Below are 22810 nucleotides of genomic sequence, written 5' to 3'. Positions count from 1 at the left end.
AGTTTCTCCACTGCTCCCCCATTCCCTCTTCCCCGTTCCCCGTTCCCCATTCCCTCTTCTCACTGTTTCTCGTAATGACGGCATCCTTGACAGGGCCCTTCGGGATTGACGGCGCAACGGATATAGGGCGATCGCGCGTTGTAGCGACAGGATCGATCGCCGAGAATTTCGAGACGAACGGGTTCGACGGGAGAAACGACTCGACGGGAACGAACAGTTTCTCGAACGGACGTCGAGCGATCGTGAAACTCGCGCTGGGCTTTGCGAGCGTACCACAGTGACAAAACCGGCGGCGTTAAGCCCAAACCGAGAACTACGAGAACTTCTAGCCACATCGTCAGGAAGTGCCGAACGACTCGACTTCATTGTAGCGAGATCGCAAAAAAGCGACTGTCCTGTGGCGATCGCGCCGAGGGTCGGCAGTTTCGTACAATTGAAGCCGGACGGTCGTTTTCCTCCCCTAATACCATGACCCTCGTAAACCAGCGATACCGCATTCTCCACTCGATCGGACGGGGTGGTTTTGGCGAAACGTTTCTCGTTGAAGACACCCATATGCCTTCAAGTCGTCGTTGCGTTCTCAAGCAACTCAAACCCAGGACGACGGACGCCAAAACCACCCAACTGGTACGAGAACGGTTTGCGCGGGAAGCCGCCACGTTGGAATCTCTCGGAGAAGCGCACCCACAAATCCCCACGCTGTACGCTTACTTTACCGAAGGCGACCAATTTTATTTGGTTCAGGAGTGGATCGAAGGGCAAACGCTCACCGAACGGGTGCGATCGCGCGGTAAACTCTCCGATACGGAAGTGCGTCGATTGTTGAGCGACTTGTTACCCGTTCTCGACTTCGTTCACAGTCGAGGCATCGTCCACCGCGATATCAAACCCGATAACATTATCGTGCGAGATCGCGACGGACTCCCGGTTCCTATCGATTTCGGGGCGGTGCGGGAAACCATGGGAACGGTGGTGAGTTCCTCGGGACACCCCACCAGCAGCATTGTTATCGGAACGCCAGGATTTATGTCCGGGGAGCAGGCGGTGGGACGACCGATGTATTCGAGCGACCTCTACAGTCTGGGATTGACGGCGATTTTCGCCCTCACGGGAAAATACCCGCAAGAAATTCCCAGCGATCCGCGCACGGGGAAACTGCTGTGGTTCGAGGACGTAAGGGTCGAGGACGGGTTGAAACGGGTTCTCGACAAGGCCATCGAACCCCACCCGCGCGATCGCTTTGCGACAGTACGAGAAATGTCGGCCGCGTTGCAATCTCCCGAAACAGTCTTACAAACGCCTCCGCCGCCGTCTACAGAAGCCACGGTCGCGGTAGTCCCCAGAGGGGAGCGATCGACCTCTCGGTCAACGGTTGCGGCGACGACCGCCGTTCCCGATCCTCCGGCGAAATCCTCCAACGCGACGAAATTACTCTTCGGTGCGATCGTCGGGGGAATTGTCGGCGGATCGGTTATCGCAACGTTGGCGGTACGACAGTCGCAGCGATCGGACGTTACGGTCGTTCCCACACCGACGCCGACGGTCGAGGCGACACCGACACCAACCGTCGTGGCGACGCCGATTCCCGAGGAACGCGGGTTTTATTTTCTGGCCGATTCGGCCTACGCCGATCGCGATAATGCAGACAAACGCCTGAGTGCTTTACGCGACACAGGCTACAACGCCGCCGGGTCGTTTTGGCTTCCCGATTATCCCAATTTATCCAACAAACCTTACCAACAGGTTTACGTCGATCGCTTCGAGACTCGCGACGCCTGTGTCGAACAGTTGCAAGCGTACGGACGCGACTACCCAGATTCCTATTGCGCCTTCGCCAGTACGAATCCGAACACTGCTGACGAACGCATCGCCGCTAGTGAGGTGGTGGTAGTCGAAACGCCCCAAGAAACGCCTCAAGTTCCGAGCGATCGCCCGTCTCCCATCGATGCGGCGAGGGATTATTACGCTGCAATTAACGACAACGATTCGATCGTGGCGTGGAACACCTTATCGCGAGAGTTGCAACAGAACGAGGAGTTACATCCCAAAGGATTTCGCGACTATCAACGTTGGTGGGATACGGTGAACGCCGTGCGCGTCGAAGAGTTGCGATTGGTCGAAGTGGGGGAAGAAACGGCGCGAGTTGACGTGCGGTTGAAATATTTTATGAAGTCTGGCGAGACGAGTACGGACGCCTTGCGAATTACTTGGATTTGGGATCGCTATAACGATCGCTGGGTTTACGACGACGCGATTTACCTCAACTAAGACACGCGAGACTCCACCGATGGACGAGACGTTAAGTTCCCCGTTCCGTTGGCTCCCGATTTGGCGTCGAACTGCGGAACCAGCCAACGACCAAATCGAATATAAAGGGCAGGTAAAACTAATAGCGTCAATGCAGTTGAGGTAAACAATCCCCCAAATACGACCACTGCGAGAGGTTGTAAAATTTCTTGTCCCGAACCGGAACTGAGAACGAGCGGTAACATTCCCAAGGCTGAAGTTAACGCCGTCATTAAAATAGCGGTAGAGCGCTCGATCGACCCTTCAAAAATTGCGCGATCGAGCGGAAATCCTTCGCGAATTTTTTGATGGTAATTTTCGACCAAAAGTAACCCGTTTCGAGTTGCCACCCCAAACAACGTAATAAATCCTACCATCGACGCTACGGAGAGAACGCCACCACCGATCGCCACTGAAAAAATTCCTCCCGTCAACGCCAACGGTAAATTGAGGGCGATCGCGATCGTTGCGGGAATCGATTTCACCGCGAAATACATCAACACGATAATGACAGCTAAAGACACACTTCCAAAAACTAGCAAGTTTTGCGACGCTCGCTGTTCGGATTCAAACTGTCCGCCGTATTCGATAAAGTACCCGTCGGGTAACTCGACCTCTTGAGAAATCGCCGATTTAAGTTCTCGGACGACACTTCCCAAATCGCGATCGCTGACGTTCGCCGAAACAATTAAACGGCGAGAGACGCTTTCTCGGTTAATCGCATTGGGCCCTTCGCCAAATTTGACCTCTGCAACCTGCGATAACGGAATTTTGCGATCGTCGGGGGTATCGATAAGCAGATTTTGAATGGTTGTCATATTGCTGCGATCGCGTTCGGGAAGCCATACTAGCAAATCGAACAATTGCTGTCCTTCCAAAACTTGAGAAACCACTTGTCCGTTAAACGCCACTTCGACGGTGTTCGCCAGTTCGTCGATGGTAAGTCCGTAGCGAGAGATCGCATCGCGATCGAATTCAATTTGAATTTGTTTGACCGACACTTGCGGTTCGATTTGTAAATCGACAATTCCCGAAACCTCGCTCGTGACATCTCGGACTTGCGTTCCAATGTCTCGAAGTACGTCGAGATCCGAACCGAAGATTTTAATCGCGATCGCGCTGCGAACTCCCGATAAAATTTCATCGATGCGGTGAGAAATAAATCCACCAATTCCCGCCACGACGCCGGGTAACTTAGAAAACTCGTCTCGCAAGCGAGCGATCGCTTTTTCTCGATGTTTCATTCCCAAATCGGACAGTTTCACGTCAACGTGGCCCCCGCTCACGCCAATGGCTTCTAAATCTCCCGAAGCTCGTCCCGATCGCAGTTGTATCGATTCAAAATACGGATCGTCTTTTAACATATCTTGAATCGCCGAACCCGCGCGATTCGTCGTTTCTAAAGACACGGTAGGATAGAGCGTTATTGTATTGACCAAATAGCGCTCTTGAAACTCCGGCAAAAACACGCGACCCAACATAAAAAATATTAAAATTGAAGCAAAAAATGCTGAAATAGTTCCTAGCAGAACGTGATTCGGACGCCATAGCGAAACTTGCAAAATTTGACGATATTTATTACGAGATTGACGTGCGATCCAAGTATCATCTTTCGGGAGTTTGTGACGAGATAATAGAATCGCCGACAATGCTGGCGAGAGGGTCAATGCCACGAAGGTCGAAGCAAAAATCGATAGTAAATACGCCATTCCCATCGGAGCAAAAATCCGCCCTTCTACACCCGTCAGTGAAAAAATAGGTGCGAAGATCGTCGCAATAATAAACGTCGAAAAAAGGACGCTCACGCGCACTTCTTTAGACGCTTTATACACTACTTTTAGCGGTGAAACTGGCGTTCCCGCCAATTGATTTTCACGCAAGCGTCGATAAGAATTTTCCATATCCACGATCGCATCGTCTACCACCGATCCGATCGCAACCGCCAATCCGCCTAACGTCATAGTATTAATTCCTTGACCGAACGCCTGCAAAATGGTCAAGCCAATCAGTAACGACAGTGGAATCGCACTGAGCGCCATAATCGCCGTGCGCCAGTTCATCAAAAAGAGAAGTAAAACAATCGAGACGATAATAATTCCATCGCGCAACGCACCGGTTACACTTTCAATCGATTCTTCAATAAAATCCGCTTGGCGAAATGTGACGCGAACCTCTACATCTTCAGGAAGTCCCGCTCGAACGTCCGCCATCGCCGCTTCGACGGCTTCGGTGACAGTTGGCGTATCGGCGAGGGGTTGCTTGTTAATTAAAACGACGATCGCCTCGTCGCCATCAACACTCGCATCGCCCCGTTTGAGTTCTGCGCCGATAGTAATTTCAGCGACATCTTTTAACAGAACTGGAACGCCATCCCGTGCGGTAACGACCGTTTTTTCTAAGTCCTCCAGGGTTTCGATCCGTCCGATCCCTCGAATTAAATATTCGCGATCGGGTTGAATTAAAAAACCACCGCCAGCGTTGACGTTCGATTCTCGAGCCGCGCGAACCACCTCTGACAGTGTAATGTCAAAGGCTTTGAGTTTCGCCGGACTGACTAAGACTTGATACTGACGGCGATCGCCCCCGAAAGACACAATTTTTGTGACGCCGGGAACGGCGAGCAAGCGGTTTTGGATGTCGAGATCGACCCAAGCTCGAACGTCCATTAAAGTGGTCGTTCCGCCCTCTTTAATCGTAAACGCATAGGATAAAATCGTGCCGATGGGAGAAGAAAGCGGTGCCATTTGTGGCGTTTGGACGCCTTCGGGAAGTTCGTTCGCCACCTGTTGCAATCGCTCGGAAATCGATTGACGCGCGTTGTAGACATCGGTTCCCCATTTAAAGAGAACGCTAATCGAAGAAATTCCCACGCCGGACTTCGATCTCACCACATCGACGCCGGGGGTTCCGTTAATCGCACTTTCGATGGGAAAGCTGACGAGAGATTCGACTTCTTCGGGGGCGAGTCCGGGGGCTTCGGTTTGAATATCGACTTGAGGCGGGGCGAAGTTGGGAAAGACATCGAGGGGCATTCTCGAGACGGTGAAGAAGCCCCAAATCGTAACGAGAATGGCAGCGATGACGACGATCCAACGTTGAGCGATCGACCATTTTAAAATGCTATCTATCATGGTAATTTATCGAGGTAGCTTGAGTTGAGAAACGAAACTCAATCTAAGTTTTTTCAGTCGAGACGATCGAAGAGGGCGATTCGTCAATCTGAATCGATCGAAGAACGCTTCGCCGAACTGTCTCGTTCTGGGGTGGATTCTTCAACCGTGGTTGAGAATGAAGTCACCCGCGATCGCACGGATTTTAAAAGTTCGGGAAACGGGAGGTTTCTCCGTCGCCGCAAAAACCAAAATCCCCCCCCAGCCACACCGCCAAGAACCGGAACGATCGCCCAACTCAATGCAGTTCTCGATCGTGCGTTAGAGTGTTCGTCTTCACTGTGTTCGTGTTCTTCCTCGCCGTGTTCGTCTTCGCCGTGTTCGTCACCGCCACCCCGCAAAGACTCTGCATACAGCAACACCCCGCCTTGAGTGACGATGCGATCGCCCTCAGCTAAGCCGCGTTCGACTTCCACCATTTCCCCGAACGCACGTCCTAACTCCACCTCAACCGGTTTGAAGCCGCGATCCTCTCGGACGTAAACGATCGAACGCTCGTCGACCTCGACGATCGCCGTGGTGGGAATCGCAAGAACCGGTTGCGCCGTGCGATCGGTGACGATTTCGACCTCTGCAAACATTCCCGGTTTCAGCACGTCCCCAGTCCTGTCGATCTCCGCACGTACCGGAACGCGCTGTTCTCCTTCCACCACGGGATCGATTTGCGCCACGCGACCTCGAAACAGTCGATCTCCGACATCGCGAACCCGGACTAAAACGGTGCGATCGCGTTGAATTTGAGGTAAATCTCGCACGTAGACATCAGCTCGCACCCAAACGCGATCGCTGTTGACGATTTGCATTAAAGGCGCTCCCGCCGCATCGACAGACTGTCCCAACGTGGCCGTCCGCACACTGACAGTTCCCGCAATCGGAGCGGCGATCGTCACCGTTCCGTCGGGATTGGCCGTCGCACCGAGTTGTCGCAACCGCGCCGCATAAGTATCGTCGCTCAAGTCCAAACGAGCGCGAGCGACCTCTAAAGCTGCTTCAGCGCGATCGATTTCCGCTTGTGCTTCTCCGAGTTCCCGACGCTGTTCGGCTTGGGTTAACCGCGATCGCGCCTGCGCCAGCAAGTCTTCAGACTCCCGCAAATCCCGCACCGGTAAATCGACTTCGGCTTGTCGGACGTTCGACTGAGCGGTGAGAACCTCTCGACGGCTCACCGCAGCGGACAGATCGGCTTCGGCGGCGGCCAGACGCGCGCGAGACTCGAGCATTTGTCGTCGGGGAATCGCACCGGCTTCGACGAGTTCCACATCTTTCTCATACTGTTCCCGCGCCACGGCGACTTCGGTTTCGGCGCGTGCGATCTCGGCTTCGGCGATGTCTTGCTGGCGTTTGTAATTTTCCTGCGCCACGCTCAGAACGCCGCCACTTTCGACGAGTTGGCGATCGCGATCGTAGCGAGACTGTGCGGTTTCGAGTTGCGATCGCGCGCTGGCGATGTCGGCTTCTGTAATTTGCAACTGACGTTGGTAGTTATCTCGCGCCAGTTGTAAGTTGGCTTGCGCTTCGAGGACGTTCGCCTCGGCTTCGGCTTGCTGGCGTTGTGCGTCGACGGCGAGTCCGGCCAGTTCGGGACTCGACAACACCGCTAGGGGTTCCCCTCGCACCACCGTTTCCCCTGGCTCGACCAAAAGCTGAACCAGCGTCCCCGCCACGGGAGAAGTCACTTCGACCCGTGCGTCTGGGGTGGCTTCGATTTCCCCGGTGACGGTGATTCCCACGTCCATCAGTCGTGAGGTGAGGGTTTCGACGCGAATTCCCAAGCGATCGATCGCGTCGGGTTCGACTTCGACCTCTCGTAACTCGTTCGATTCGCTCGAGCCAAATTCGTTTCCGTGGCCGTGTCCCGGGCCAGCTTTCGCTGGAACCTCCAGCCACAGCACCAACGCGATCGCGATTTTCAGCCAAAGGATGGGTTTGAGTGCGTTTCCTACCATGGTCAGGTCGCCCCTGTGGAGTACCGATCTCAGGCTCCCACGCAAAAATCAAAAAAAAGTGAAAATTTTCGCAGACAAAGTCCCGTAGGGTGCGTGACTTGAAAAATCGGGTGTCGATCGTGAGACCGATCGCTCTGTCACGCACCGCCCATGTACACCGCCCACAAACAAGGGTGAGTCCCGTAGGGTGTGTGACTTGAAAAATCGGGTGTCGATCGTGAGACCGATCGCTCTGTCACGCACCGCCCATGTACACCGCCCACAAACAAGGGTGAGTCCCGTAGGGTGCGTGACTTGAAAAATCGGGTGTCGATCGTGAGACCGATCGCTCTGTCACGCACCTTTTACTGCGGCAAATTGCGCCGAGAACCCCCGAGTTTTACAAATTTCATCAAAATTTTAATTTTGGCTGTCATCCTTGAAATATTGACGATTTCAAGCGGGAAGCAACCGATATGAAAAACGCTTTATTCCCTGTAAAGTCCCTCGCGATCGCCGCGACACTATTCTTCTTACAGAGTCCTACGATCGCTCGAGCTGACGGATACACGTCCCATTTATATAACGCCACGGCGCTTCGCAACACCAGTCAGTTAATGAACGCCGGTTTGACGACGAATATTTTGACCCTTCACGTTCACGGTTCTAGCATTTCGCAAGTGGCGATCGAGCTTCCCCGACGCGTTTCGATCGAGCGAGGCGTTTCTGTCGTCGATGAAAATGGCAATTCTGTTGACGCCAGCGTAACAATGTCCGATCGCCGCGTGACCGTCGCCTTTTCCGAACCCGTTACCCCCAACGCCGCCCTCGATATTCATCTTCGCGGTGTTAAAACGCGATTGCGACAAGGACGGGTTTGGCTTTATCCTGTGTCTGTTCGCACCGCAGACTCCAATCGGGATATTTCCATCGGAAACGCTCGAATTCATACCTACTAAAGCCATGCGAATTTTACTGGTTGAGGACGAGCCAGACCTTGGATTATCGATAAAACAAGCGCTCTCACAAGAAGCGTATATCGTCGATTGGGTCGAAGACGGAACGACGGCGTGGGACTATTTAGACGATCGCATCACGCAGTACATCTTGGCAATTTTAGATTGGAATTTGCCGGGACTCTCGGGACTCGAACTCTGTCGAAAACTCCGCCAGTCTGGTCGTTCTCTACCCGTAATCATGTTGACGGTTAAAGACACGGATGCTGATAAAGTCGCGGGATTAGATGCGGGAGCAGACGATTATTTAGTGAAGCCATTTAGTTTGTCGGAACTGTTGGCACGATTGCGTGCGTTGCAACGGCGATCGCCTCAGTTTTCCCCTCGACCTCTGCAAGTAGACAGTTGGGTTTTGGATTACCGAAATTACACGATCGCCAATACAAAACAGCCCGAAATTTTCAGTGTTGCGCTAACGAGAAAAGAATTTCAGCTTCTCGAATATTTTATGCGCCACCCCAATCTTTTGATATCTCGAGAACAGTTGATGGAACAGGTTTGGGAGCGAGAAGCCGAGCCGGGAAGTAACGTCGTCGCCGCACAAATGCGGTTGTTAAGACGCAAACTCGAAGGACATCGACTCGAACTTCCTATCGAGACGATTTACGGGTTGGGGTATCGCTTTAATGTTTAAACGGCGATCGAATCGAGTTTTCGACAAGACGAGGTTTCGCTTGACGCTGCTGTCAATTCTCATTGTCGAAACGATTCTTCTCGCTTGTGGAATTGCCGTTTACGAGTATATTGTTTATTCTCGAAATCGCGGGTTCGATCGCGAAATTAATTCAGTTTTAACCAGTTTACACGATAGCTTTGAAGTCATTCTCAAACAACCCAGTACCTTAGAGCCAGAACTGGCCGAACTGGTTCCCAATCTTTGCTCGATCGGACAGTCTTGTTACTTTCAAATCGATCGCGCTCAGTTTCATGCACTCGGGCCTGTTTGGCAAGATAATTATTCAATTTTCTTGCTCGACTTATCGGGAAACCCCATTGCTACCGCCGGTTTTCTGACTTCGTCCGATCTCAAAGCGCGATCGCTCGATCTCAAAAACTTTATTGACTCTCGTAAAACCTTATACAACGAAAGCGGAATTCGTTACGAGTACCGCTCGGTTTTACTCCACACTCAAACTTCCGAAGATTGGGGATATTTAATCGTTGGAAAAAGTTGGCGAGAGACCGATCTCGAATTACGAACGATTCGATGGAGTTTAATCGTTTTTTTCGTCACCGCCTCTGTTGCATTAGGTGCGGCGAGTTGGTGGTTAGCGTCTTTCGCGTTACAGCCTGTCTATCGCTCCTATCAAAAAATGCAGCAGTTTACCGAAGATGCCGCCCACGAATTGAGAACGCCGCTGGCCGTGGTTCACACGCAAGTCGAAACGTTGTTGCGACAACAAAACACTGAAAAATCGGAGTTTAAAACCTCGCTCCGCACAATTTTAAGACAGAACGATCGCTTAGCTAAACTGGTCACCGATTTACTCTACCTGGCACGTCTCGATCGCAAACAGGATACGACCAAACTTCAGCGTTTTTACTTAAACGATATATTAGAAGACCTCGCACAAGAATTAGTTCCCTTAGCCTCAAAAGCAAACGTCAATTTAGAGATAAAATCGACCGCCGTACCCAAACTCGAGGTGGCCGGTCGCGAAGCACAACTTTATCGAGCGATTTATAATATTGCCAGTAACGCCGTGCGCTATACCCCGTCGGGCGGCTGCGTCACCGTCGACCTCGACTCGACTTCGAGCGAGGCGATCGTGCAGATTCGAGACACGGGAATTGGCATTTCTGCCGAAGACCAACAGCATATTTTCGATCGCTTCTACCGCGTCGATCGCCATCAATCTCGAAAAACAAGCGGCTCGGGGTTGGGATTGTCCATCGCCCGAGCCATCGTCGAAACCCACGGTGGTAAAATCGACCTACACAGCCAACGCGATCGCGGTAGTACGTTTGCCGTTCGCCTACCCAAACATCGCGATCGCCGAACATCCTTACTGGGGTGACGAACCCGAAGCACAAGTCGCTCCCGAATCGCTCATTTCCGGTCGTTCTGGAGCCGTTTTCGACGCGTCGTCCGTACCGCACAGCAACATTTGCGTGCCACCGTCCTCGACGTACACCAACGACGAAAAACTCTTCAAATCGTCCTGTTTCGCCGTCGCCGTCATGTACGCCGCGTCGTTTTCTACCGAAGCGATCGCGTACTGATAATTTTCCGTTTCCGACTGCAATCCGAGTTGCAACTCTTCGAGCGACTCGGCAAAGCGTTCGTTTTCTAAATAATACGCCTGTTGCGCCCTCGCCAACGCCCCGACATAAGTTTGACCTTCACTTTCGCGGGCAGCTTCCATCGACTGAGCCATCGCTTCCTCGAGCGTCACCACGCGGGCGTTTTCGGGAAGTGCCGACTCGTCCGACACGCGAGCGATCGGCAGTTCGAGATATTCCGGCGTATCTGTAGAAGCTAACGGAGAGTTGACGTAAGCTTTGCCGTCTTCCGTCAAAACGATGGTCACGCTATCCTGAGTTTGGGGATCTTGAATTTCCCAAGTTCCCGCCCAGTCCGAGCCTCCTTGCGTTCCCGAGCATCCCGCAGCGAAGAGGAGAGTTGCCGTCGAAGCCAGCCAAAATTTCGGTTTCGCCAAGTTTGGAGACATGGTGCTGTTGTTTGAATGATGTTGAAATCGCGATCGCCGAGGACGCTCGACGAGACGACATCCAGTATACGCAATTTCTTTGGCTTTCACGTTTCAATTCCATGTCAACTCACGACCCGACTTCCCCTCTCGCCATCGGACTCATCGGAACGGGTTTCGTCGCCACCTTACGGGCTGAAGCCCTGCAACGCGATCGCCGAGCGCAACTGAAAGCTGTCGTCGGGTACGATCCCCAACAAAGCCGCGAGTTCGCCCGTCGCTACGATGCCGACTGTCTCGACACCTGGCACGCGTTAATCGATCGCGACGATATCGACGTCGTATTTCTCAGCAGCATCAACCGCGATCGCGGAACCCTCGCTCGGGCGGCCCTCGATCGCGGAAAGCACGTCGTCGCCGAATATCCCCTCTCTCTCGATCCCACCGAAGCCGAAACCCTACTCGAACGCTCCCGTCAAACCGGAAAACTCCTCCACGTCGAACATATCGAACTCTTGGGAGGGCTTCACCAAGCGTTTGTCGAACACCTTCCCCGAGTCGAACCCGTCTCCTACGTCCGTTATGCCACCATCAAGGCCAAACGCCCGGCTTCGCCACACTGGACGTACCATCACGAGCTGTTTGGATTTCCGCTCGTCGGTGCGTTATCTCGCTTGCACCGTTTGACCTCTTGTTTCGGCCGAGTCTACTCTGTTAGCGGCCGGGCGCGGTTTTGGGATGGCGACGAACCAGGTTATTACACGGCTTGTCTGTGCAACGCTCGACTCGAATTTACCAGCGGTGTCTTCGCCGATGTCCTGTACGCCAAAGGCGATCGCTTTTCCCACACGACCCGCGTATGGGAAGCGTGCGGCGAGGGCGGTACGCTGGTGTTGGAAAACGGACGCGGTCAACTGACGTGCGGGGACGAGATCGCGCCCATCGAAATCGCGTCGCAACGGGGCGCTTTCGCCCGAGACACGCAAATGGTACTCGATCGCCTCATCGACAACAAACCCCTGTACGTCGCCCCCGAAGACAGCGTCTATACCTTAAAAATCGCCGATGCAGTGCGGCGAGCCGCCGAAACGGGAGGGGCGATCGCCCTCGACTCAAACGGTCGATAGCGCCCGTTCCAATTCCGTTGGAAGCTGACATTTCCAGGGTTCGTCTGGGGAAATGGGAGATGGTTTGTCTTGCCAGACTTGTCCTTGTTCGTAAGCTCGAACCAGATATTTTCGCAACTCGAGGGGAGGTTGAGAGGAGAGAACGGGGTAACGCGATCGCAGTTCGTCCGTGTAGAAGCTGCTGTCGCGGCCGATACTGGCGATAAAGTTAAAGATTTCGGGGATGCTCTCGATGCCGAACTCCTCGAGAAAGGCTTTACAGGTATCGATCGCCGCGTTTCCGTAGGCGTAGCCGAGAGGGGCTGGGATTTTTTGGCTGCACGTCACCAAACAGCGATCGCTACGATAGTCGAGTTCGGGCAACTCTTCCCCCCAAATCTGCACGGCCCACGGAAAGTCTTGTGAAATTTTACGGCGATCGGTTACCGCCATCAGAATGTCGTTCACCGTGACGATGAAACGGGGTTCGTCTGCCTCGACCAATTTCCGAACGTCGATCGCTTTACAAGTAATCACGCTATTGACCTCAATGTCGTCGCTCGATTCGATCGCTACCCTGCACTCGAATTGTCGTTTTTCTGGGAAAGCCCTGTCAACGGGTTTGGCGAAGTTCCACCGACAACACCATTGAGAAAGGGTTTTAAAGGAATGCTACATTAAGTATTCTGCCGAACCTCACGCCATCAGGAACCGATTGGGGTTCGCCTCGTTTGTGACGCTGCGATCGCCTCTCAACCATGACCTTATCCGATCTGCTTTGGAATGCCAATCTCGACCTCGCCCGAGCCTGTCTCGATTCTCCTTTCGTTCGCGGTTTAGCCACCGGAACGCTCCCCCCAGACAAGTTCGCCACCTACACCGGACAAGATGCCTTTTTCCTCAAAGCCTTCGCCCGCGCCTACAGCGTCGCCGCTGCGAGATCTCCCGATTGGGAAGGGTTTCAAACGTTTCACCATCTCGTGGAGGGCGTGTTAGACGAGATGGCGTTGCATCGAGAGTACGCGAAAGAGTGGGGCGTCGATTTAGAGGCGATCGAACCGAGTCTCGCGACGCGCCGTTATATCGATTTCCTCAGCGCGACGGCTTGGAGTGCTGACGTCGGCACTACCGCCGCAGCCATGTCTCCCTGTATGCGACTGTACTTCTTTTTGGGGCGGGAACTGGCACGAGACGGCATACCCGACCATCGATATTCTGAATGGATTCGCACCTACAGCAGCGACGAGTTCGAGCCGTTGGCGAAGCAGTTAGAAGCCTTAGTCGAGCGCTACGCCACCGATACCCCAGCCCTGCACCAAACCTATCGCTACGCCATGCAGTGCGAGTTAGAATTTTTCGAGTCGGCGTGGCGATCTCAGTGAAGAGGGGAGAGGGAAGAGTGAAGAGTGTGTAAGATCCCCAGAATCTGTAAGATGCCGGGGATCTGGAGGGGGAGAAGAGGAGAAAGGGAGAGAGGAGGGAAAAAAGAACGAAATTTTTGAAGATGGGAAATCTACCAGTATGGGAAATTTAATTGCTTCGGCGGGAATTGTAGCGATTCCCCTCTTGTTATTTTCAGTGTTGTCGCTGACGCTGATCGGCGAACGCAGTTATTTTTGGTTTCGGGTGTGGCGACGACAAGATGCCGTCATTCAAAAAGCACTGCGGTTGTTGCAAACTAACGAAGATGCGGCGATAAAACTGTTACAGAAACAGACTGATTTACCCGTTCCCCGTATTTTTCTCGAAGCCTTGGAACTCCAAGAACCGACCCCGGAAGAGTTTCGTCTGGCTTTAGAAAGTGCGGCTCAATCCGAACTTCCGACCTTACGCCGCTTTTCGACTGCGTTAGATTCGATCGTGGCCGTGTCGCCGTTGTTAGGATTGTTGGGAACTGTTTTGGGATTGATGGCGTCGTTTTCTTCCCTGACGCTCGGCGATATCGGACAAAGCGATGCGATCGGCGTCACGGGGGGAATTAGCGAGGCGCTATCTTCGACGGTGTTGGGCTTGGTCGTGGCGATCGTGACGTTGCTGTTTTCCAATACCTTTCGCGGGTTCTACCGCCGTCAAACTGCCTTGATTCGCGAGTACGGCGGACGCCTCGAGTTAATTTATCGCCGCAAACATCGACTGTATCACCAATAGTTTTCTACTGATTTTTTGGACGAATCTCTATGAATTTTCCCGATGACGATCCCGAGATTCCACCTCAAATTAATATCGTTTCTGCGATCGATGTAATTTTAGCGATTTTGACGTTTTTCGTCATTTCGAGTTTGTACCTCACGCAAACCGAAGGGCTTTCAGTCAATTTACCGTCCGCTGAAACGGCAGAATCGCAGCAAAAAACTCGTTTGGTCGTCACGATTACCGAGGACAGCACGGTTTTTCTCGGAGAAGAGGCGATCGCCCTATCGCAATTACAGACTCGAGTTCGCCAGCGCATGGAAAACGAGAATATTTCCATCGTAGCTGTGAATGCAGATACAGCCGTTTCCCACGGACGTTTTATCGAAGTCCTCGACGAACTGCGCCAAATCCAGGGAATTCAACTCGCCGTTCTAACCGACGATCGCGATCGCCCGTAACCTTCAAAAAACCCCAGCATCTTGAAGATACCGGGGTTCTCGCTCGAGTTCAATAGCCTGTTTGGAGTGTTGGGGAACCTAGCGTCAACCGAACCAACAAAACTTTTTCTAACCGATCGAGCGAAACCTTCAATCTTCCGCCTTCAACGGATTCGCCGATTCCAACACCCGAGGAACGACGATCGCCACCATCGTTAACAGTAACGCCGCCACGCCGAACTGCGCCACACTCGACACCAGCGTTTCGAGCGGAACGATTCGCCCGATAAAGTAAGATAAACTCACCATCGCTGACGCCCAAACCGTCGCCCCGGCCGCATTGCAGAGAAAAAACTTACCATAGGGCATTTCAGCAATTCCCGCCAGCGGACCGGCGAAAATACGCAGCAGCGCGATAAACCGCCCGAGAAAGACGGCTTTAGCAGCGTTTTGACTGAATTCTTCTCGAACACTCTTCAATCGCGCCTCAGAGATGCGGAACAACCGTCCGACTCGCAACAGCAGCGGCCATCCACCCCATTTTCCAATCCAATAGCCGAAATTATCGCCCAGGATCGCACCTCCAATAGCACACAAGAGGACGAACCAATAATCTAACTCACCCTCTCCGGCGAGAAAACCGCCGACGAGGGTAATCGTTTCGCCAGGAAGGGGAACTCCTGCGTTTTCTAACGAAATCCCTAAAAAAACCGCCCAATATCCATACTGACGGGCGATTTCTTCAATATTCTCTAGAGAAATTACCTCAGACATTCAAGCCTCGATCTGTCTTCGATCTGCCTATCATCTTTACATTCTGACAGATCTGCGCCCCGGAGGGAGAGGGGGAGAGGGGGAGAGGGGGAGACAAGGGGACAAGGGGACAAGGGGAGAAACTATTAACTGTTCCCTATTCCCTATTCCCTGTTCCCTGTTCCCTGTCTTCACTGGTGACGGTGACTGTTCTCTCATCTCCTCATCTAGCTGGTGAACGAGGGAAGTGAGGCTCGATCGTCAGAAGGCTCGAAACTGGGAAGATCGAGGTTTCCAGACTCGCGGCGAGTACGTTTGGCGAGGCGATAGCTGACGCTTTGGAGTTCGGCGTGGAGTTGGCGGTTTTCGCGCTGGAGGGCTTCGACGCGCTCTTGAATGGGTTTGAGACGTTCGGCGAACTTCTGTTTGTAGACTTCGGGAAGTTCCTGAACCACTTGTTCGAGCATCCGGGCGCGATCGGTGAGTTCTTGCGCCGTTTGACGCTGTTGAAACAGCTCGCGATCGCGATCGGCGATTTGCGATTGGTAAAACTCGACTTGTTGTTCGACTTCCGCCAGTTGTTGGCGCAGCAGTTGCATTTGTTCTTGATACTGCGAGGAGGGTGCGGCGCTGGAGGTTTGGTTGGCGTTACCTTTGACCAAACGAAACAGCTCTTGAGAAAGCTGTTGAACCAGTCGATCGCGCATTTTCACCTCTTCTTGCAGTCGTGCGACTTCGGCTCGCAACTCGTGCGGATTGAGGGATTCAGTCGGGTTCACCAAAGCTACCTCCTAGGCAAAATGACAGAAGAGTTCGTTTTCGTTTCTACTGAATGTTAATCTAGCATCTGCCTCGATCGCCCGATCGCTCGGTCAACGTTTCGTAGCAAATCTCAGCCAAGATTCACCTATGACAGGTTCGTTCGTCGTTTTTGAAGGAATTGAAGGGTGTGGGAAAACCACTCAGTTACAGCGAACTTGCGACTGGCTGCGATCGCGCGTCCGGGGTTCGGTGGTGGTGACGCGGGAACCGGGGGGAACGGAACTCGGACGACAGTTGCGAACGGTACTGTTAGAAGTGCGCGAGGGGGAACCCATCGGCGATCGCGCAGAACTGTTGCTGTACGCCGCCGATCGCGCCCAGCACGTAGAACGGTCTATTAAACCGCAACTGGCCAGCGGGGCGATCGTCCTGTGTGATCGCTATACAGACTCGACGGTCGCCTATCAGGGATACGGGCGACAATTGAATCGAGAACTCATCGATCGCCTCAACCACATCGCTACGGGAGGCTTGGAACCGGATTTGACCCTGTGGCTGGATGTCGAACCGGAAATCGGACTCGATCGCGCTCGCAAACGGGGAGAAGCCAACCGCCTCGAACGAGAAGCCCTAGATTTTCATCGTCGGGTTCGTCAAGGTTACGCCGCACTCGCCCAACAATACCCCCACCGTATCGTCCGCATCGACGGAAGGCGATCGCCCGACGAGGTCGAAAAGAAAGTTCAACAAATCTTGACCGAACGTTTATCCTTAAAATTATCGGGACTCGAACTCCCGCCAACTTGGATGCGAGACACTGGGGACAATGGCTAACGCAATACATCTGGCGATGGTGGAAAACGGTGCAGCCAGATGGACGAATTCAAAAAACGGACGGGGAGGAGCGATCGCACTCGATTTGAGCGACGCTCACCTCATCGCCGCCGATCTCAGCAATTTCGACTTAGCGGGTTCCAATCTCAGCCACGCCAACCTCATCGGGGCAGATTTGCGGGGGGCGAACCTCGCCGACGCTAACCTAGAAGGTGCGAACCTCCGAGGCGCGAACTTGCGAGAAGCCAACTTGCGAGGGGCGAATTTGTCCCACGCCCAACTTCGACGCGCCAGCCTCAGCGAAGCCATCTTACACCGCGCCCACCTCAACGAAGCGGATTTACAAGAAGCGACGCTGTACCGTGCTGAATTGGTGCAAGCCCATCTCTATTCTGCCAATTTTCAAGGAGCGAATTTACGAGAAGCCGATCTCAATGCGGCCTATTTATTCGCTGTCAATTTTCGCGACGCCAACCTCAGCGGGGTCGATTTGCGCTGGACGCATTTGAAAAACGCCAATTTGTCGGGTGCGAATTTAGATGGCGCAAATTTACGATATTTGAAAGGCAAACCGGAGTTGTTTGAAGCTGAAGAAGACGACACCTAAATTGCGATTTTCTTAATTTTAGTCGTGATATTTTTTGCCGTTTTTGTCGGGTGCATCTCAAAAATGTAAATTCATCGGATACGAGCTTTCATAATCGCTCGAGCGGCGGTTGGGTAGAGCGATAGCGAAACCCAACCTACCCAAGACTCATGTTTTTGCAGGCTCTTCGGAGTTTAGGGTGACAGAAAAACTAACTTCACGAGATTTCAAGGGTTTTGGCTCTCGAATCTTCAATTTTTTGTATCGTGCTATACATTTATAACCACAAACTCCGAAGACCCTTTTTGCAAAAGTGAGATGCACCCGAAGTGGCATTCGATGAAAATTCAAGCAAGTGACTCGTTCGATTCTGTTAAACTCCCAAGTCAGTTCGCCGTTCGTCTATTGTTTTGTTCTATGGCTTTCAGCAAAACCTCTTCCATCCAGGCATTCATACTTTTACCTGCTTTTTTAGATGCGAGAAAGATCTGGTGATGGAGTTCGGGGGTTGTCCGAAATGGGAAATTACCTGAAAAAGGCTTATCCGGCTCTTCTCCGAGTTCCTCACACAGCTCGAGGTAATCATCTACAGAGTCTTGAAACGCCTTTTCGAGTTCTTCAACTGTAGAACCCTCAAACGTCACAACATCTTTGATGTCGAGGATACGTCCGTGAAGAAATTTGCTTTCGATATCAATTTCTACGTTGCCAGTATAGCCTTTGTACTTAAACATATTGCTCCTGTAAGACTACTGGTTTATTCGCCCAATTTGAACTTGTTTTTCTGGAGTTAAAACTCCAATTATTTGAGAAGATTTGCAGTAAGAACGTTTTAACAATTAAGGTTGTCTGGCTCGAATCCTGCGTTGGTTAAAAACCTTTTTAAGTCTTTGAGTGTGGGTTTATTAACGACAGGTTTAGGATGAGGCTTATGAAAAACTGCTCTTACTTCGCCCAGTACGCACCTTACGCGCGAGCCACGCCCTTCGCGAATATCTGCTCCCAATGCTCTTAGAAGATTTTCCACATCGTTCCATGAAATATCGGAACGAACGGGAGAAACAAAAATATTTTCTAGGGTTCTGTGCTGCTTACTGTTAAGCTTATCGCACATTCACAACCTTCTGTCAAACGTTCTTTATTATGATATCGTATTTTGATATCGATCGACCTTAAACAGTTTGTCGAAAAATTCTATAAAATTCCATATCAGATCCCCAGCCTTTTCAAGATGCCGAAGATCTGGATAGAAACTCCGATTCAGAGAGTTTCAACGGGGCAACCCCACGCGAATCGTTGAATGTTGCTAAGTATTGCTGCAATTTTAAATATTAAAAGTCGATCGCCCGATAGAAAAGCTTCGATTTTTTAGATATAGTCTTTCGGATTTAGTAAAGGTTTTTGAATCGAAAAATATCGAGGCGATCGCACGTCGATTAGTGGAAGACAAAGCCTGCCAAAATCACGGGAACGACGAAAGCCCCGACAACGATAAAGAAAAACGTCACGGGATCGATGTCGAAAACGGTGGTTTTTGGCTCTGTGGGAGGTTTACGATCGCTCATAACGGCCTCACTGGTGAGTCTATTCGATCGATCCTACTCCAGCAGAGTCCCTTTCACCAAAATCGCGATCCCCAAAATCCCCGATCTCAGACCGAAACCGTCTTAAGATATTCTTGAATTTCCGCGATCGTAAACACCGCCTCGAACTCTAACCCCTGTTCCCGGTAAAACTCCGCCCCACCTTGTTGGCGATCGACCAACGAAATGACGCGATCGACCTGATATCCCGCATCGCGCAGTCGCGTCACCGCCTTCATCGCCGACTGTCCCGTCGTCACCACGTCTTCGAGGACGACCACCTTCGCCCCCGCATCCAACGGCGGCCCTTCAATATAGGCGCGAGTTCCGTGGCCTTTCGCTTCCTTCCGCACGATAAACGCTGGGATCGATCGCCCCTCGATCGCCGAAACCACGCTCACCGCCGACACGACCGGATCGGCACCGAGGGTCAATCCCGCCACGGCTTGCGTATCTTCAGCCAGCATCGACAGTAACAAGCGTCCCACACAAAGCGCCCCTTCCGGGTGCAGCGTCACCAACTTCCCGTTGATGTAATAGGAACTTTTCTGTCCCGAAGACAGAACGAAATCTCCTTCGCGATACGCCAACGTCGCCAGCAAATGCAACAAATGCTGTTTGACTGCATCTAAATCTGCCGTTGCGAGGGTCGAGGGTTGAGAAATAGCCATCTAGAAATATCGATCTTGAATTGCCAAAGATATACTTTACCGTTACGGGGAACAGGGAATGGGGAACAGAGTTTCAGTCACCAGTCACCAGTCACCAGTCGCCAGTGAAGACAGTTAACAGAGAACAGTTTCTCCCTTGCTCCCCCTCTCCCCCTCTCCCTCTCTCCCTCTCTCCCCCTCTCCCCCTCTCCCTCTCTCCCCCTCTCCCTTGCTCCCCCTCTTCTCATCTCGCTTGCATCGCCGCAATTTGAATTCCTCGAGGGAAAATCTCGTGTTCTTGAACTTGGATTCTCGCGTGTAGGGTTTCGGGGGTATCGTTGGGGAGAATCGGAACCGCCGCTTGAATGAGAATCGGACCGCTATCGACAGTCAAACGGGCGATGTGAACCGTGCATCCGGTGATTTTGACGCCGGATTTCAGGGCTTGTTCGACGGCGTGTAACCCCGGAAAACTGGGAAGCAAACTCGGATGAATGTTAATGATGCGATCGGGATAGCGATCGAGTAATACCTCAGTAATGCGGCGCATCCATCCCGCCATGACGACCCATTCGACCCCGTACTGACTCAGGGTTTGAGCGATGTCGAAATCGAAGGCTTCGCGACTTTGATATTTGCGATGATCGATTAACATCGCGGGAATTCCCCACCGTTGGGCGCGAGCCGCCACCGCCGCACCGGGTTTGTTATAGATGAGAATGGGAATTTCCGCCCGCAGTTTTCCATCTGCGATCGCTTGCACTAACGCCTCGAAGTTCGTACCGCTACCCGACGCGAGAACGCCCAGTTTCAACGTCGAAACTTGTTTTTGGGCATCTGCGGGAATATCGGGGGAAATGATACTCGGCGTTGTTTGCTCCACGGCTGGCTCCCTTAAAGTAGAAGTGGACGATGCGATCGAACGGTTTAAAGGCGCACGATGCTCGAACTTCACTGTCACACGACTTATTCTGACGGAACCCTGACCCCCGCGCAACTGGTAGAGGCGGCGGTGTTGGCTGGGGTAAAAGCCTTGGCGATTACCGATCACGATACCCTCTCGGGGTGGGACGAAGCCCGAGAGGCAGCGCGATCGCACGACTTACAAATCGTTCCCGGCGTGGAATTGAGTACGGTTCATTGCGATCGCTCCTTGCACGTTCTGGGATTTTATCCCGATCGCGAGCTTCTGAAAGGTCCGTTGCGCGATCGCCTTCAGGGTCGTTGGTGGCGAGCGCGGAAAATCGCCGAGAATTTAGAAAAAATGGGCTATCCCGTGACGTTACCCCAGTTGGGGGAAGGGGTCGCCCCGAGTCGCCCCCACATCGCCAGAGCTATGGTCGAGGCGGGATACGTGCGATCGTCCGACGAAGCCTTCGATCGCTTTCTCGGAGACGACAAACCCGCTTACGTGGGCTATCCGAAATTTACCGCCGCCGAGGGTATCGAACTGTTGCGTCGTTGCGGCGGCGTCCCCGTGTGGGCGCATCCGTACCTATTTCGCGGCGGCGACGTGGACACCGTGTTACCCGAACTCGTCGAGGCGGGATTGATGGGAATCGAAGTCTACCATCCCCATCACCGGGCGTCTCAACGTCAGCGTTTGCTGGAACTGTGCGATCGCTACGATCTACTCGCCACTGGAGGGAGCGACTATCACGGTCCGAAAGTATCGGGTCAAAACGACTATCCTCTCAACAGCTTAAACGTTTCTCTCTCGCTTCTCTCTCCCCTCCAAACAGCGGCTCGAGACTTAAAAATAAATTAATTTCAGGTTAATCTCAGATTAATTTTATAACGTTTTTATCGAGGTAACTCCTCAATTTTCGGACAATTGAGTACGATCGGATAGCATAGAAACGGGTGACATCAACGTTTTTACCTGGAGAATACTGACAAAAAATACACCAGACAAGCCGTTCGGTATATTTTTGTTGTTGCCGATCGCAGATCGATCGGCTATTCTCAAGCGTGCTGAAAACAAAAAAATTAAATCGATCGACTGCTGCTTACGAAATTTAGTAGTCTTAAACCTCCTAATTGAAGACCGAAGGTTCGATAAATCGAACAGAGAACTTCCGATCGCGAACCTTTGACGAACGCCCATCAAATTCACTGAAGAAATTCATTGAAGCGAGTTTCTGTCGCGAGACGACCCTTTTCTAGCTCGAAATCGGAGTTGTCATCGCGCAACTGTCAAAGCTCCCAGAGATTCTCGACCCGATGCCTTTCGCAGCCGGCCTCAAAAACCCCCACCGAAAATTGCTCAGCACGACGCTCGCCATGACCCAGATGAGCTTGAAATGGTACAAACGCCTTGATTTTAAACTCTGCCTCAGTGCGGTGCTGTTGGCGGGGGGAATTATGGCGAGTTTCGCCGTTGTCCTCAACTCCATCGGTCGGCGCATGGTATTGACGGAATCCGCACAGCTGATCCAACAAACCGGAGAAAACGCCACCGCCACCCTCGAAGGACGATCGAGAGAAGTTGCCGCCCTCACGCGATCGCTGGCCGTCGTTGCCGCACAATTGCCCCTCTCCGAAGCTGAATTTCGAGAAACCATCCCCCAACTCATCGACTTCAACGGAGACGAGGCGATCGCAGGAGGGGGCATCTGGCCCGAACCCTACGTCTTCGGCGAAACCCGAGAACGTCGGGCCTTCTTTTGGGGACGCAACGAAAACGGCAAACTCGAATACTACGACGATTACAACGCCCACGAAAGCGGCTAAGCAGGTCATACAAAAAAAAGGAGGTATATTACAGATTATAAAGTGTTTCCCCAGAAAGGAGTCAGAGGTATGGGAGCCAGACTGAGAGTGTTTCTCAACCGTGAAGAAGAAAGAACGCTCTGGGAGATGAGGAAGGCAACGACAGTGAGTCAGCGAGTCAAAGACCGAGCCGAAGCCGTTCGTCT

24 protein-coding genes and 1 pseudogene are annotated in these 22810 nt (G+C 52.4%); 13 read left to right on the top strand and 12 right to left on the bottom strand.

What is annotated here, in order from left to right; translation table 11 throughout:
- Window positions 1-59 precede the first annotated feature (59 nt).
- Window positions 60-335, bottom strand: a complete 276-nt coding sequence (locus tag GEI7105_RS0128025; RefSeq protein ID WP_017663670.1) for a DUF6464 family protein — start codon at window positions 333-335, stop codon at window positions 60-62.
- 133 nt (window positions 336-468) lie between these two features.
- Between GEI7105_RS0128025 and GEI7105_RS0128020 the strand changes: the two genes are divergently transcribed.
- The gene (locus GEI7105_RS0128020) at window positions 469-2268 is read left to right on the top strand and encodes a protein kinase domain-containing protein (protein ID WP_017663669.1); all 1800 of its coding nucleotides are present in this window, start codon (window positions 469-471) and stop codon (window positions 2266-2268) included.
- Here GEI7105_RS0128020 and GEI7105_RS0128015 read toward each other — a convergent pair.
- On the bottom strand, window positions 2265-5417 hold the full coding sequence (locus GEI7105_RS0128015; RefSeq protein ID WP_017663668.1) for an efflux RND transporter permease subunit: 3153 nt from the start codon (window positions 5415-5417) through the stop codon (window positions 2265-2267). The two genes, GEI7105_RS0128020 and GEI7105_RS0128015, sit on opposite strands and share 4 nt — an antisense overlap.
- A gap of 83 nt (window positions 5418-5500) precedes the next feature.
- Window positions 5501-7402 carry an efflux RND transporter periplasmic adaptor subunit gene (locus GEI7105_RS32915; RefSeq protein WP_017663667.1) on the bottom strand — a complete coding sequence of 634 codons (1902 nt, stop codon included), beginning with the start codon at window positions 7400-7402 and terminating at the stop codon, window positions 5501-5503.
- Between the two features lie 455 nt (window positions 7403-7857).
- Here GEI7105_RS32915 and GEI7105_RS32910 point away from each other — a divergent pair, with 455 nt between their 5' ends.
- The 3 genes from GEI7105_RS32910 to rppB are packed head-to-tail and all read left to right on the top strand — an operon-like array spanning window position 7858 to window position 10415.
- Window positions 7858-8340: a hypothetical protein gene (locus tag GEI7105_RS32910; protein ID WP_017663666.1), complete on the top strand. Its 483-nt coding sequence runs from the start codon at window positions 7858-7860 to the stop codon at window positions 8338-8340.
- A 4-nt stretch (window positions 8341-8344) separates the two neighbouring features.
- The gene (gene rppA, locus GEI7105_RS0128000) at window positions 8345-9031 is read left to right on the top strand and encodes a two-component system response regulator RppA (RefSeq protein ID WP_017663665.1); all 687 of its coding nucleotides are present in this window, start codon (window positions 8345-8347) and stop codon (window positions 9029-9031) included.
- Window positions 9024-10415 carry a two-component system sensor histidine kinase RppB gene (rppB, locus tag GEI7105_RS0127995; RefSeq protein ID WP_017663664.1) on the top strand — a complete coding sequence of 464 codons (1392 nt, stop codon included), beginning with the start codon at window positions 9024-9026 and terminating at the stop codon, window positions 10413-10415. Before rppA ends, rppB begins: the two co-directional genes overlap by 8 nt.
- On the opposite strand, the gene GEI7105_RS34115 is transcribed toward rppB, so the two are convergent.
- Window positions 10404-11159, bottom strand: a complete 756-nt coding sequence (locus tag GEI7105_RS34115; protein ID WP_144054088.1) for a type IV pilin-like G/H family protein — start codon at window positions 11157-11159, stop codon at window positions 10404-10406. The genes rppB and GEI7105_RS34115 overlap by 12 nt on opposite strands.
- A gap of 11 nt (window positions 11160-11170) precedes the next feature.
- On the opposite strand from GEI7105_RS34115, the gene GEI7105_RS0127985 reads away from it, so the two are divergent.
- Window positions 11171-12175 (top strand): Gfo/Idh/MocA family protein, encoded by a 1005-nt coding sequence (locus GEI7105_RS0127985; RefSeq protein WP_017663662.1) that lies wholly within the window; start codon window positions 11171-11173, stop codon window positions 12173-12175.
- On the opposite strand, the gene GEI7105_RS0127980 is transcribed toward GEI7105_RS0127985, so the two are convergent.
- The gene (locus GEI7105_RS0127980; protein WP_017663661.1) at window positions 12161-12691 is read right to left on the bottom strand and encodes a hypothetical protein; all 531 of its coding nucleotides are present in this window, start codon (window positions 12689-12691) and stop codon (window positions 12161-12163) included. The two genes, GEI7105_RS0127985 and GEI7105_RS0127980, sit on opposite strands and share 15 nt — an antisense overlap.
- Before the next feature lie 221 nt (window positions 12692-12912).
- Between GEI7105_RS0127980 and GEI7105_RS0127970 the strand changes: the two genes are divergently transcribed.
- From GEI7105_RS0127970 to GEI7105_RS0127960, 3 genes are all read left to right on the top strand, one after another.
- Entirely contained in the window at window positions 12913-13536 is a 624-nt protein-coding gene (locus tag GEI7105_RS0127970; RefSeq protein WP_017663659.1) for a TenA family protein, read from the top strand.
- A gap of 139 nt (window positions 13537-13675) precedes the next feature.
- Window positions 13676-14302: a MotA/TolQ/ExbB proton channel family protein gene (locus tag GEI7105_RS0127965; RefSeq protein ID WP_017663658.1), complete on the top strand. Its 627-nt coding sequence runs from the start codon at window positions 13676-13678 to the stop codon at window positions 14300-14302.
- Between the two features lie 29 nt (window positions 14303-14331).
- Window positions 14332-14745, top strand: coding sequence for an ExbD/TolR family protein (locus GEI7105_RS0127960; RefSeq protein ID WP_017663657.1), 414 nt, complete (start codon window positions 14332-14334; stop codon window positions 14743-14745).
- Between the two features lie 129 nt (window positions 14746-14874).
- On the opposite strand, the gene GEI7105_RS0127955 is transcribed toward GEI7105_RS0127960, so the two are convergent.
- Both GEI7105_RS0127955 and GEI7105_RS0127950 read right to left on the bottom strand, forming a co-directional pair.
- The gene (locus GEI7105_RS0127955; protein ID WP_017663656.1) at window positions 14875-15498 is read right to left on the bottom strand and encodes a DedA family protein; all 624 of its coding nucleotides are present in this window, start codon (window positions 15496-15498) and stop codon (window positions 14875-14877) included.
- Between the two features lie 206 nt (window positions 15499-15704).
- Complete coding sequence (locus tag GEI7105_RS0127950) at window positions 15705-16256, bottom strand: Npun_F5560 family protein (RefSeq protein ID WP_017663655.1); 552 nt, start codon at window positions 16254-16256, stop codon at window positions 15705-15707.
- Window positions 16257-16386: 130 nt separating this feature from the next.
- Here GEI7105_RS0127950 and tmk point away from each other — a divergent pair, with 130 nt between their 5' ends.
- Both tmk and GEI7105_RS40695 read left to right on the top strand, forming a co-directional pair.
- Window positions 16387-17073 (top strand): dTMP kinase, encoded by a 687-nt coding sequence (gene tmk, locus GEI7105_RS0127945; protein WP_017663654.1) that lies wholly within the window; start codon window positions 16387-16389, stop codon window positions 17071-17073.
- Window positions 17066-17680: a pentapeptide repeat-containing protein gene (locus tag GEI7105_RS40695; RefSeq protein WP_017663653.1), complete on the top strand. Its 615-nt coding sequence runs from the start codon at window positions 17066-17068 to the stop codon at window positions 17678-17680. Before tmk ends, GEI7105_RS40695 begins: the two co-directional genes overlap by 8 nt.
- 365 nt (window positions 17681-18045) lie before the next feature.
- Here the strand turns inward: GEI7105_RS40695 and GEI7105_RS0127935 are convergent, their stop codons facing one another.
- From GEI7105_RS0127935 to purN, 5 genes are all read right to left on the bottom strand, one after another.
- Window positions 18046-18393 carry a type II toxin-antitoxin system HicB family antitoxin gene (locus GEI7105_RS0127935; RefSeq protein WP_017663652.1) on the bottom strand — a complete coding sequence of 116 codons (348 nt, stop codon included), beginning with the start codon at window positions 18391-18393 and terminating at the stop codon, window positions 18046-18048.
- A gap of 98 nt (window positions 18394-18491) precedes the next feature.
- Complete coding sequence (locus GEI7105_RS35685) at window positions 18492-18773, bottom strand: type II toxin-antitoxin system HicA family toxin (RefSeq protein ID WP_071592158.1); 282 nt, start codon at window positions 18771-18773, stop codon at window positions 18492-18494.
- A gap of 322 nt (window positions 18774-19095) precedes the next feature.
- Complete coding sequence (locus GEI7105_RS40690; RefSeq protein WP_281167048.1) at window positions 19096-19224, bottom strand: hypothetical protein; 129 nt, start codon at window positions 19222-19224, stop codon at window positions 19096-19098.
- A gap of 86 nt (window positions 19225-19310) precedes the next feature.
- Window positions 19311-19913, bottom strand: a complete 603-nt coding sequence (pyrE, locus tag GEI7105_RS0127925) for an orotate phosphoribosyltransferase (protein WP_017663650.1) — start codon at window positions 19911-19913, stop codon at window positions 19311-19313.
- 223 nt (window positions 19914-20136) lie between these two features.
- The gene (gene purN / locus GEI7105_RS0127920) at window positions 20137-20775 is read right to left on the bottom strand and encodes a phosphoribosylglycinamide formyltransferase (RefSeq protein WP_017663649.1); all 639 of its coding nucleotides are present in this window, start codon (window positions 20773-20775) and stop codon (window positions 20137-20139) included.
- A gap of 57 nt (window positions 20776-20832) precedes the next feature.
- Between purN and GEI7105_RS0127915 the strand changes: the two genes are divergently transcribed.
- From GEI7105_RS0127915 to GEI7105_RS40205, 3 genes and pseudogenes are all read left to right on the top strand, one after another.
- Window positions 20833-21660 carry a PHP domain-containing protein gene (locus GEI7105_RS0127915; protein WP_017663648.1) on the top strand — a complete coding sequence of 276 codons (828 nt, stop codon included), beginning with the start codon at window positions 20833-20835 and terminating at the stop codon, window positions 21658-21660.
- Between the two features lie 515 nt (window positions 21661-22175).
- Window positions 22176-22625, top strand: coding sequence for a hypothetical protein (locus tag GEI7105_RS38935; RefSeq protein WP_158413284.1), 450 nt, complete (start codon window positions 22176-22178; stop codon window positions 22623-22625).
- 69 nt (window positions 22626-22694) lie between these two features.
- Window positions 22695-22810 (top strand): annotated as a pseudogene (locus tag GEI7105_RS40205) (IS630 family transposase); the annotation flags it as partial.

It is taken from the genome of Baaleninema simplex PCC 7105, assembly GCF_000332355.1.
Classification (GTDB): domain Bacteria; phylum Cyanobacteriota; class Cyanobacteriia; order Cyanobacteriales; family Geitlerinemataceae; genus Baaleninema; species Baaleninema simplex.
Note: the sequence above shows the minus strand (reverse complement) of the source record. Positions and strands in the feature narration are given on the sequence as shown.

What these genes read in the sequence shown, in the direction of transcription:
- GEI7105_RS0128025 (WP_017663670.1), bottom strand. Translation starts at nt 335, where the DNA reads ATGTGGCTAGAAGTTCTCGTAGTTCTCGGTTTGGGCTTAACGCCGCCG.
- GEI7105_RS0128020 (WP_017663669.1), top strand. Translation starts at nt 469, where the DNA reads ATGACCCTCGTAAACCAGCGATACCGCATTCTCCACTCGATCGGACGG.
- GEI7105_RS0128015 (WP_017663668.1), bottom strand. Translation starts at nt 5,417, where the DNA reads ATGATAGATAGCATTTTAAAATGGTCGATCGCTCAACGTTGGATCGTC.
- GEI7105_RS32915 (WP_017663667.1), bottom strand. Translation starts at nt 7,402, where the DNA reads ATGGTAGGAAACGCACTCAAACCCATCCTTTGGCTGAAAATCGCGATC.
- GEI7105_RS32910 (WP_017663666.1), top strand. Translation starts at nt 7,858, where the DNA reads ATGAAAAACGCTTTATTCCCTGTAAAGTCCCTCGCGATCGCCGCGACA.
- rppA (WP_017663665.1), top strand. Translation starts at nt 8,345, where the DNA reads ATGCGAATTTTACTGGTTGAGGACGAGCCAGACCTTGGATTATCGATA.
- rppB (WP_017663664.1), top strand. Translation starts at nt 9,024, where the DNA reads ATGTTTAAACGGCGATCGAATCGAGTTTTCGACAAGACGAGGTTTCGC.
- GEI7105_RS0127985 (WP_017663662.1), top strand. Translation starts at nt 11,171, where the DNA reads ATGTCAACTCACGACCCGACTTCCCCTCTCGCCATCGGACTCATCGGA.
- GEI7105_RS0127970 (WP_017663659.1), top strand. Translation starts at nt 12,913, where the DNA reads ATGACCTTATCCGATCTGCTTTGGAATGCCAATCTCGACCTCGCCCGA.
- GEI7105_RS0127965 (WP_017663658.1), top strand. Translation starts at nt 13,676, where the DNA reads ATGGGAAATTTAATTGCTTCGGCGGGAATTGTAGCGATTCCCCTCTTG.
- GEI7105_RS0127960 (WP_017663657.1), top strand. Translation starts at nt 14,332, where the DNA reads ATGAATTTTCCCGATGACGATCCCGAGATTCCACCTCAAATTAATATC.
- GEI7105_RS0127955 (WP_017663656.1), bottom strand. Translation starts at nt 15,498, where the DNA reads ATGTCTGAGGTAATTTCTCTAGAGAATATTGAAGAAATCGCCCGTCAG.
- tmk (WP_017663654.1), top strand. Translation starts at nt 16,387, where the DNA reads ATGACAGGTTCGTTCGTCGTTTTTGAAGGAATTGAAGGGTGTGGGAAA.
- GEI7105_RS40695 (WP_017663653.1), top strand. Translation starts at nt 17,066, where the DNA reads ATGGCTAACGCAATACATCTGGCGATGGTGGAAAACGGTGCAGCCAGA.
- GEI7105_RS0127935 (WP_017663652.1), bottom strand. Translation starts at nt 18,393, where the DNA reads ATGTTTAAGTACAAAGGCTATACTGGCAACGTAGAAATTGATATCGAA.
- GEI7105_RS35685 (WP_071592158.1), bottom strand. Translation starts at nt 18,773, where the DNA reads ATGTGCGATAAGCTTAACAGTAAGCAGCACAGAACCCTAGAAAATATT.
- GEI7105_RS40690 (WP_281167048.1), bottom strand. Translation starts at nt 19,224, where the DNA reads ATGAGCGATCGTAAACCTCCCACAGAGCCAAAAACCACCGTTTTCGAC.
- pyrE (WP_017663650.1), bottom strand. Translation starts at nt 19,913, where the DNA reads ATGGCTATTTCTCAACCCTCGACCCTCGCAACGGCAGATTTAGATGCA.
- GEI7105_RS0127915 (WP_017663648.1), top strand. Translation starts at nt 20,833, where the DNA reads ATGCTCGAACTTCACTGTCACACGACTTATTCTGACGGAACCCTGACC.
- GEI7105_RS38935 (WP_158413284.1), top strand. Translation starts at nt 22,176, where the DNA reads ATGACCCAGATGAGCTTGAAATGGTACAAACGCCTTGATTTTAAACTC.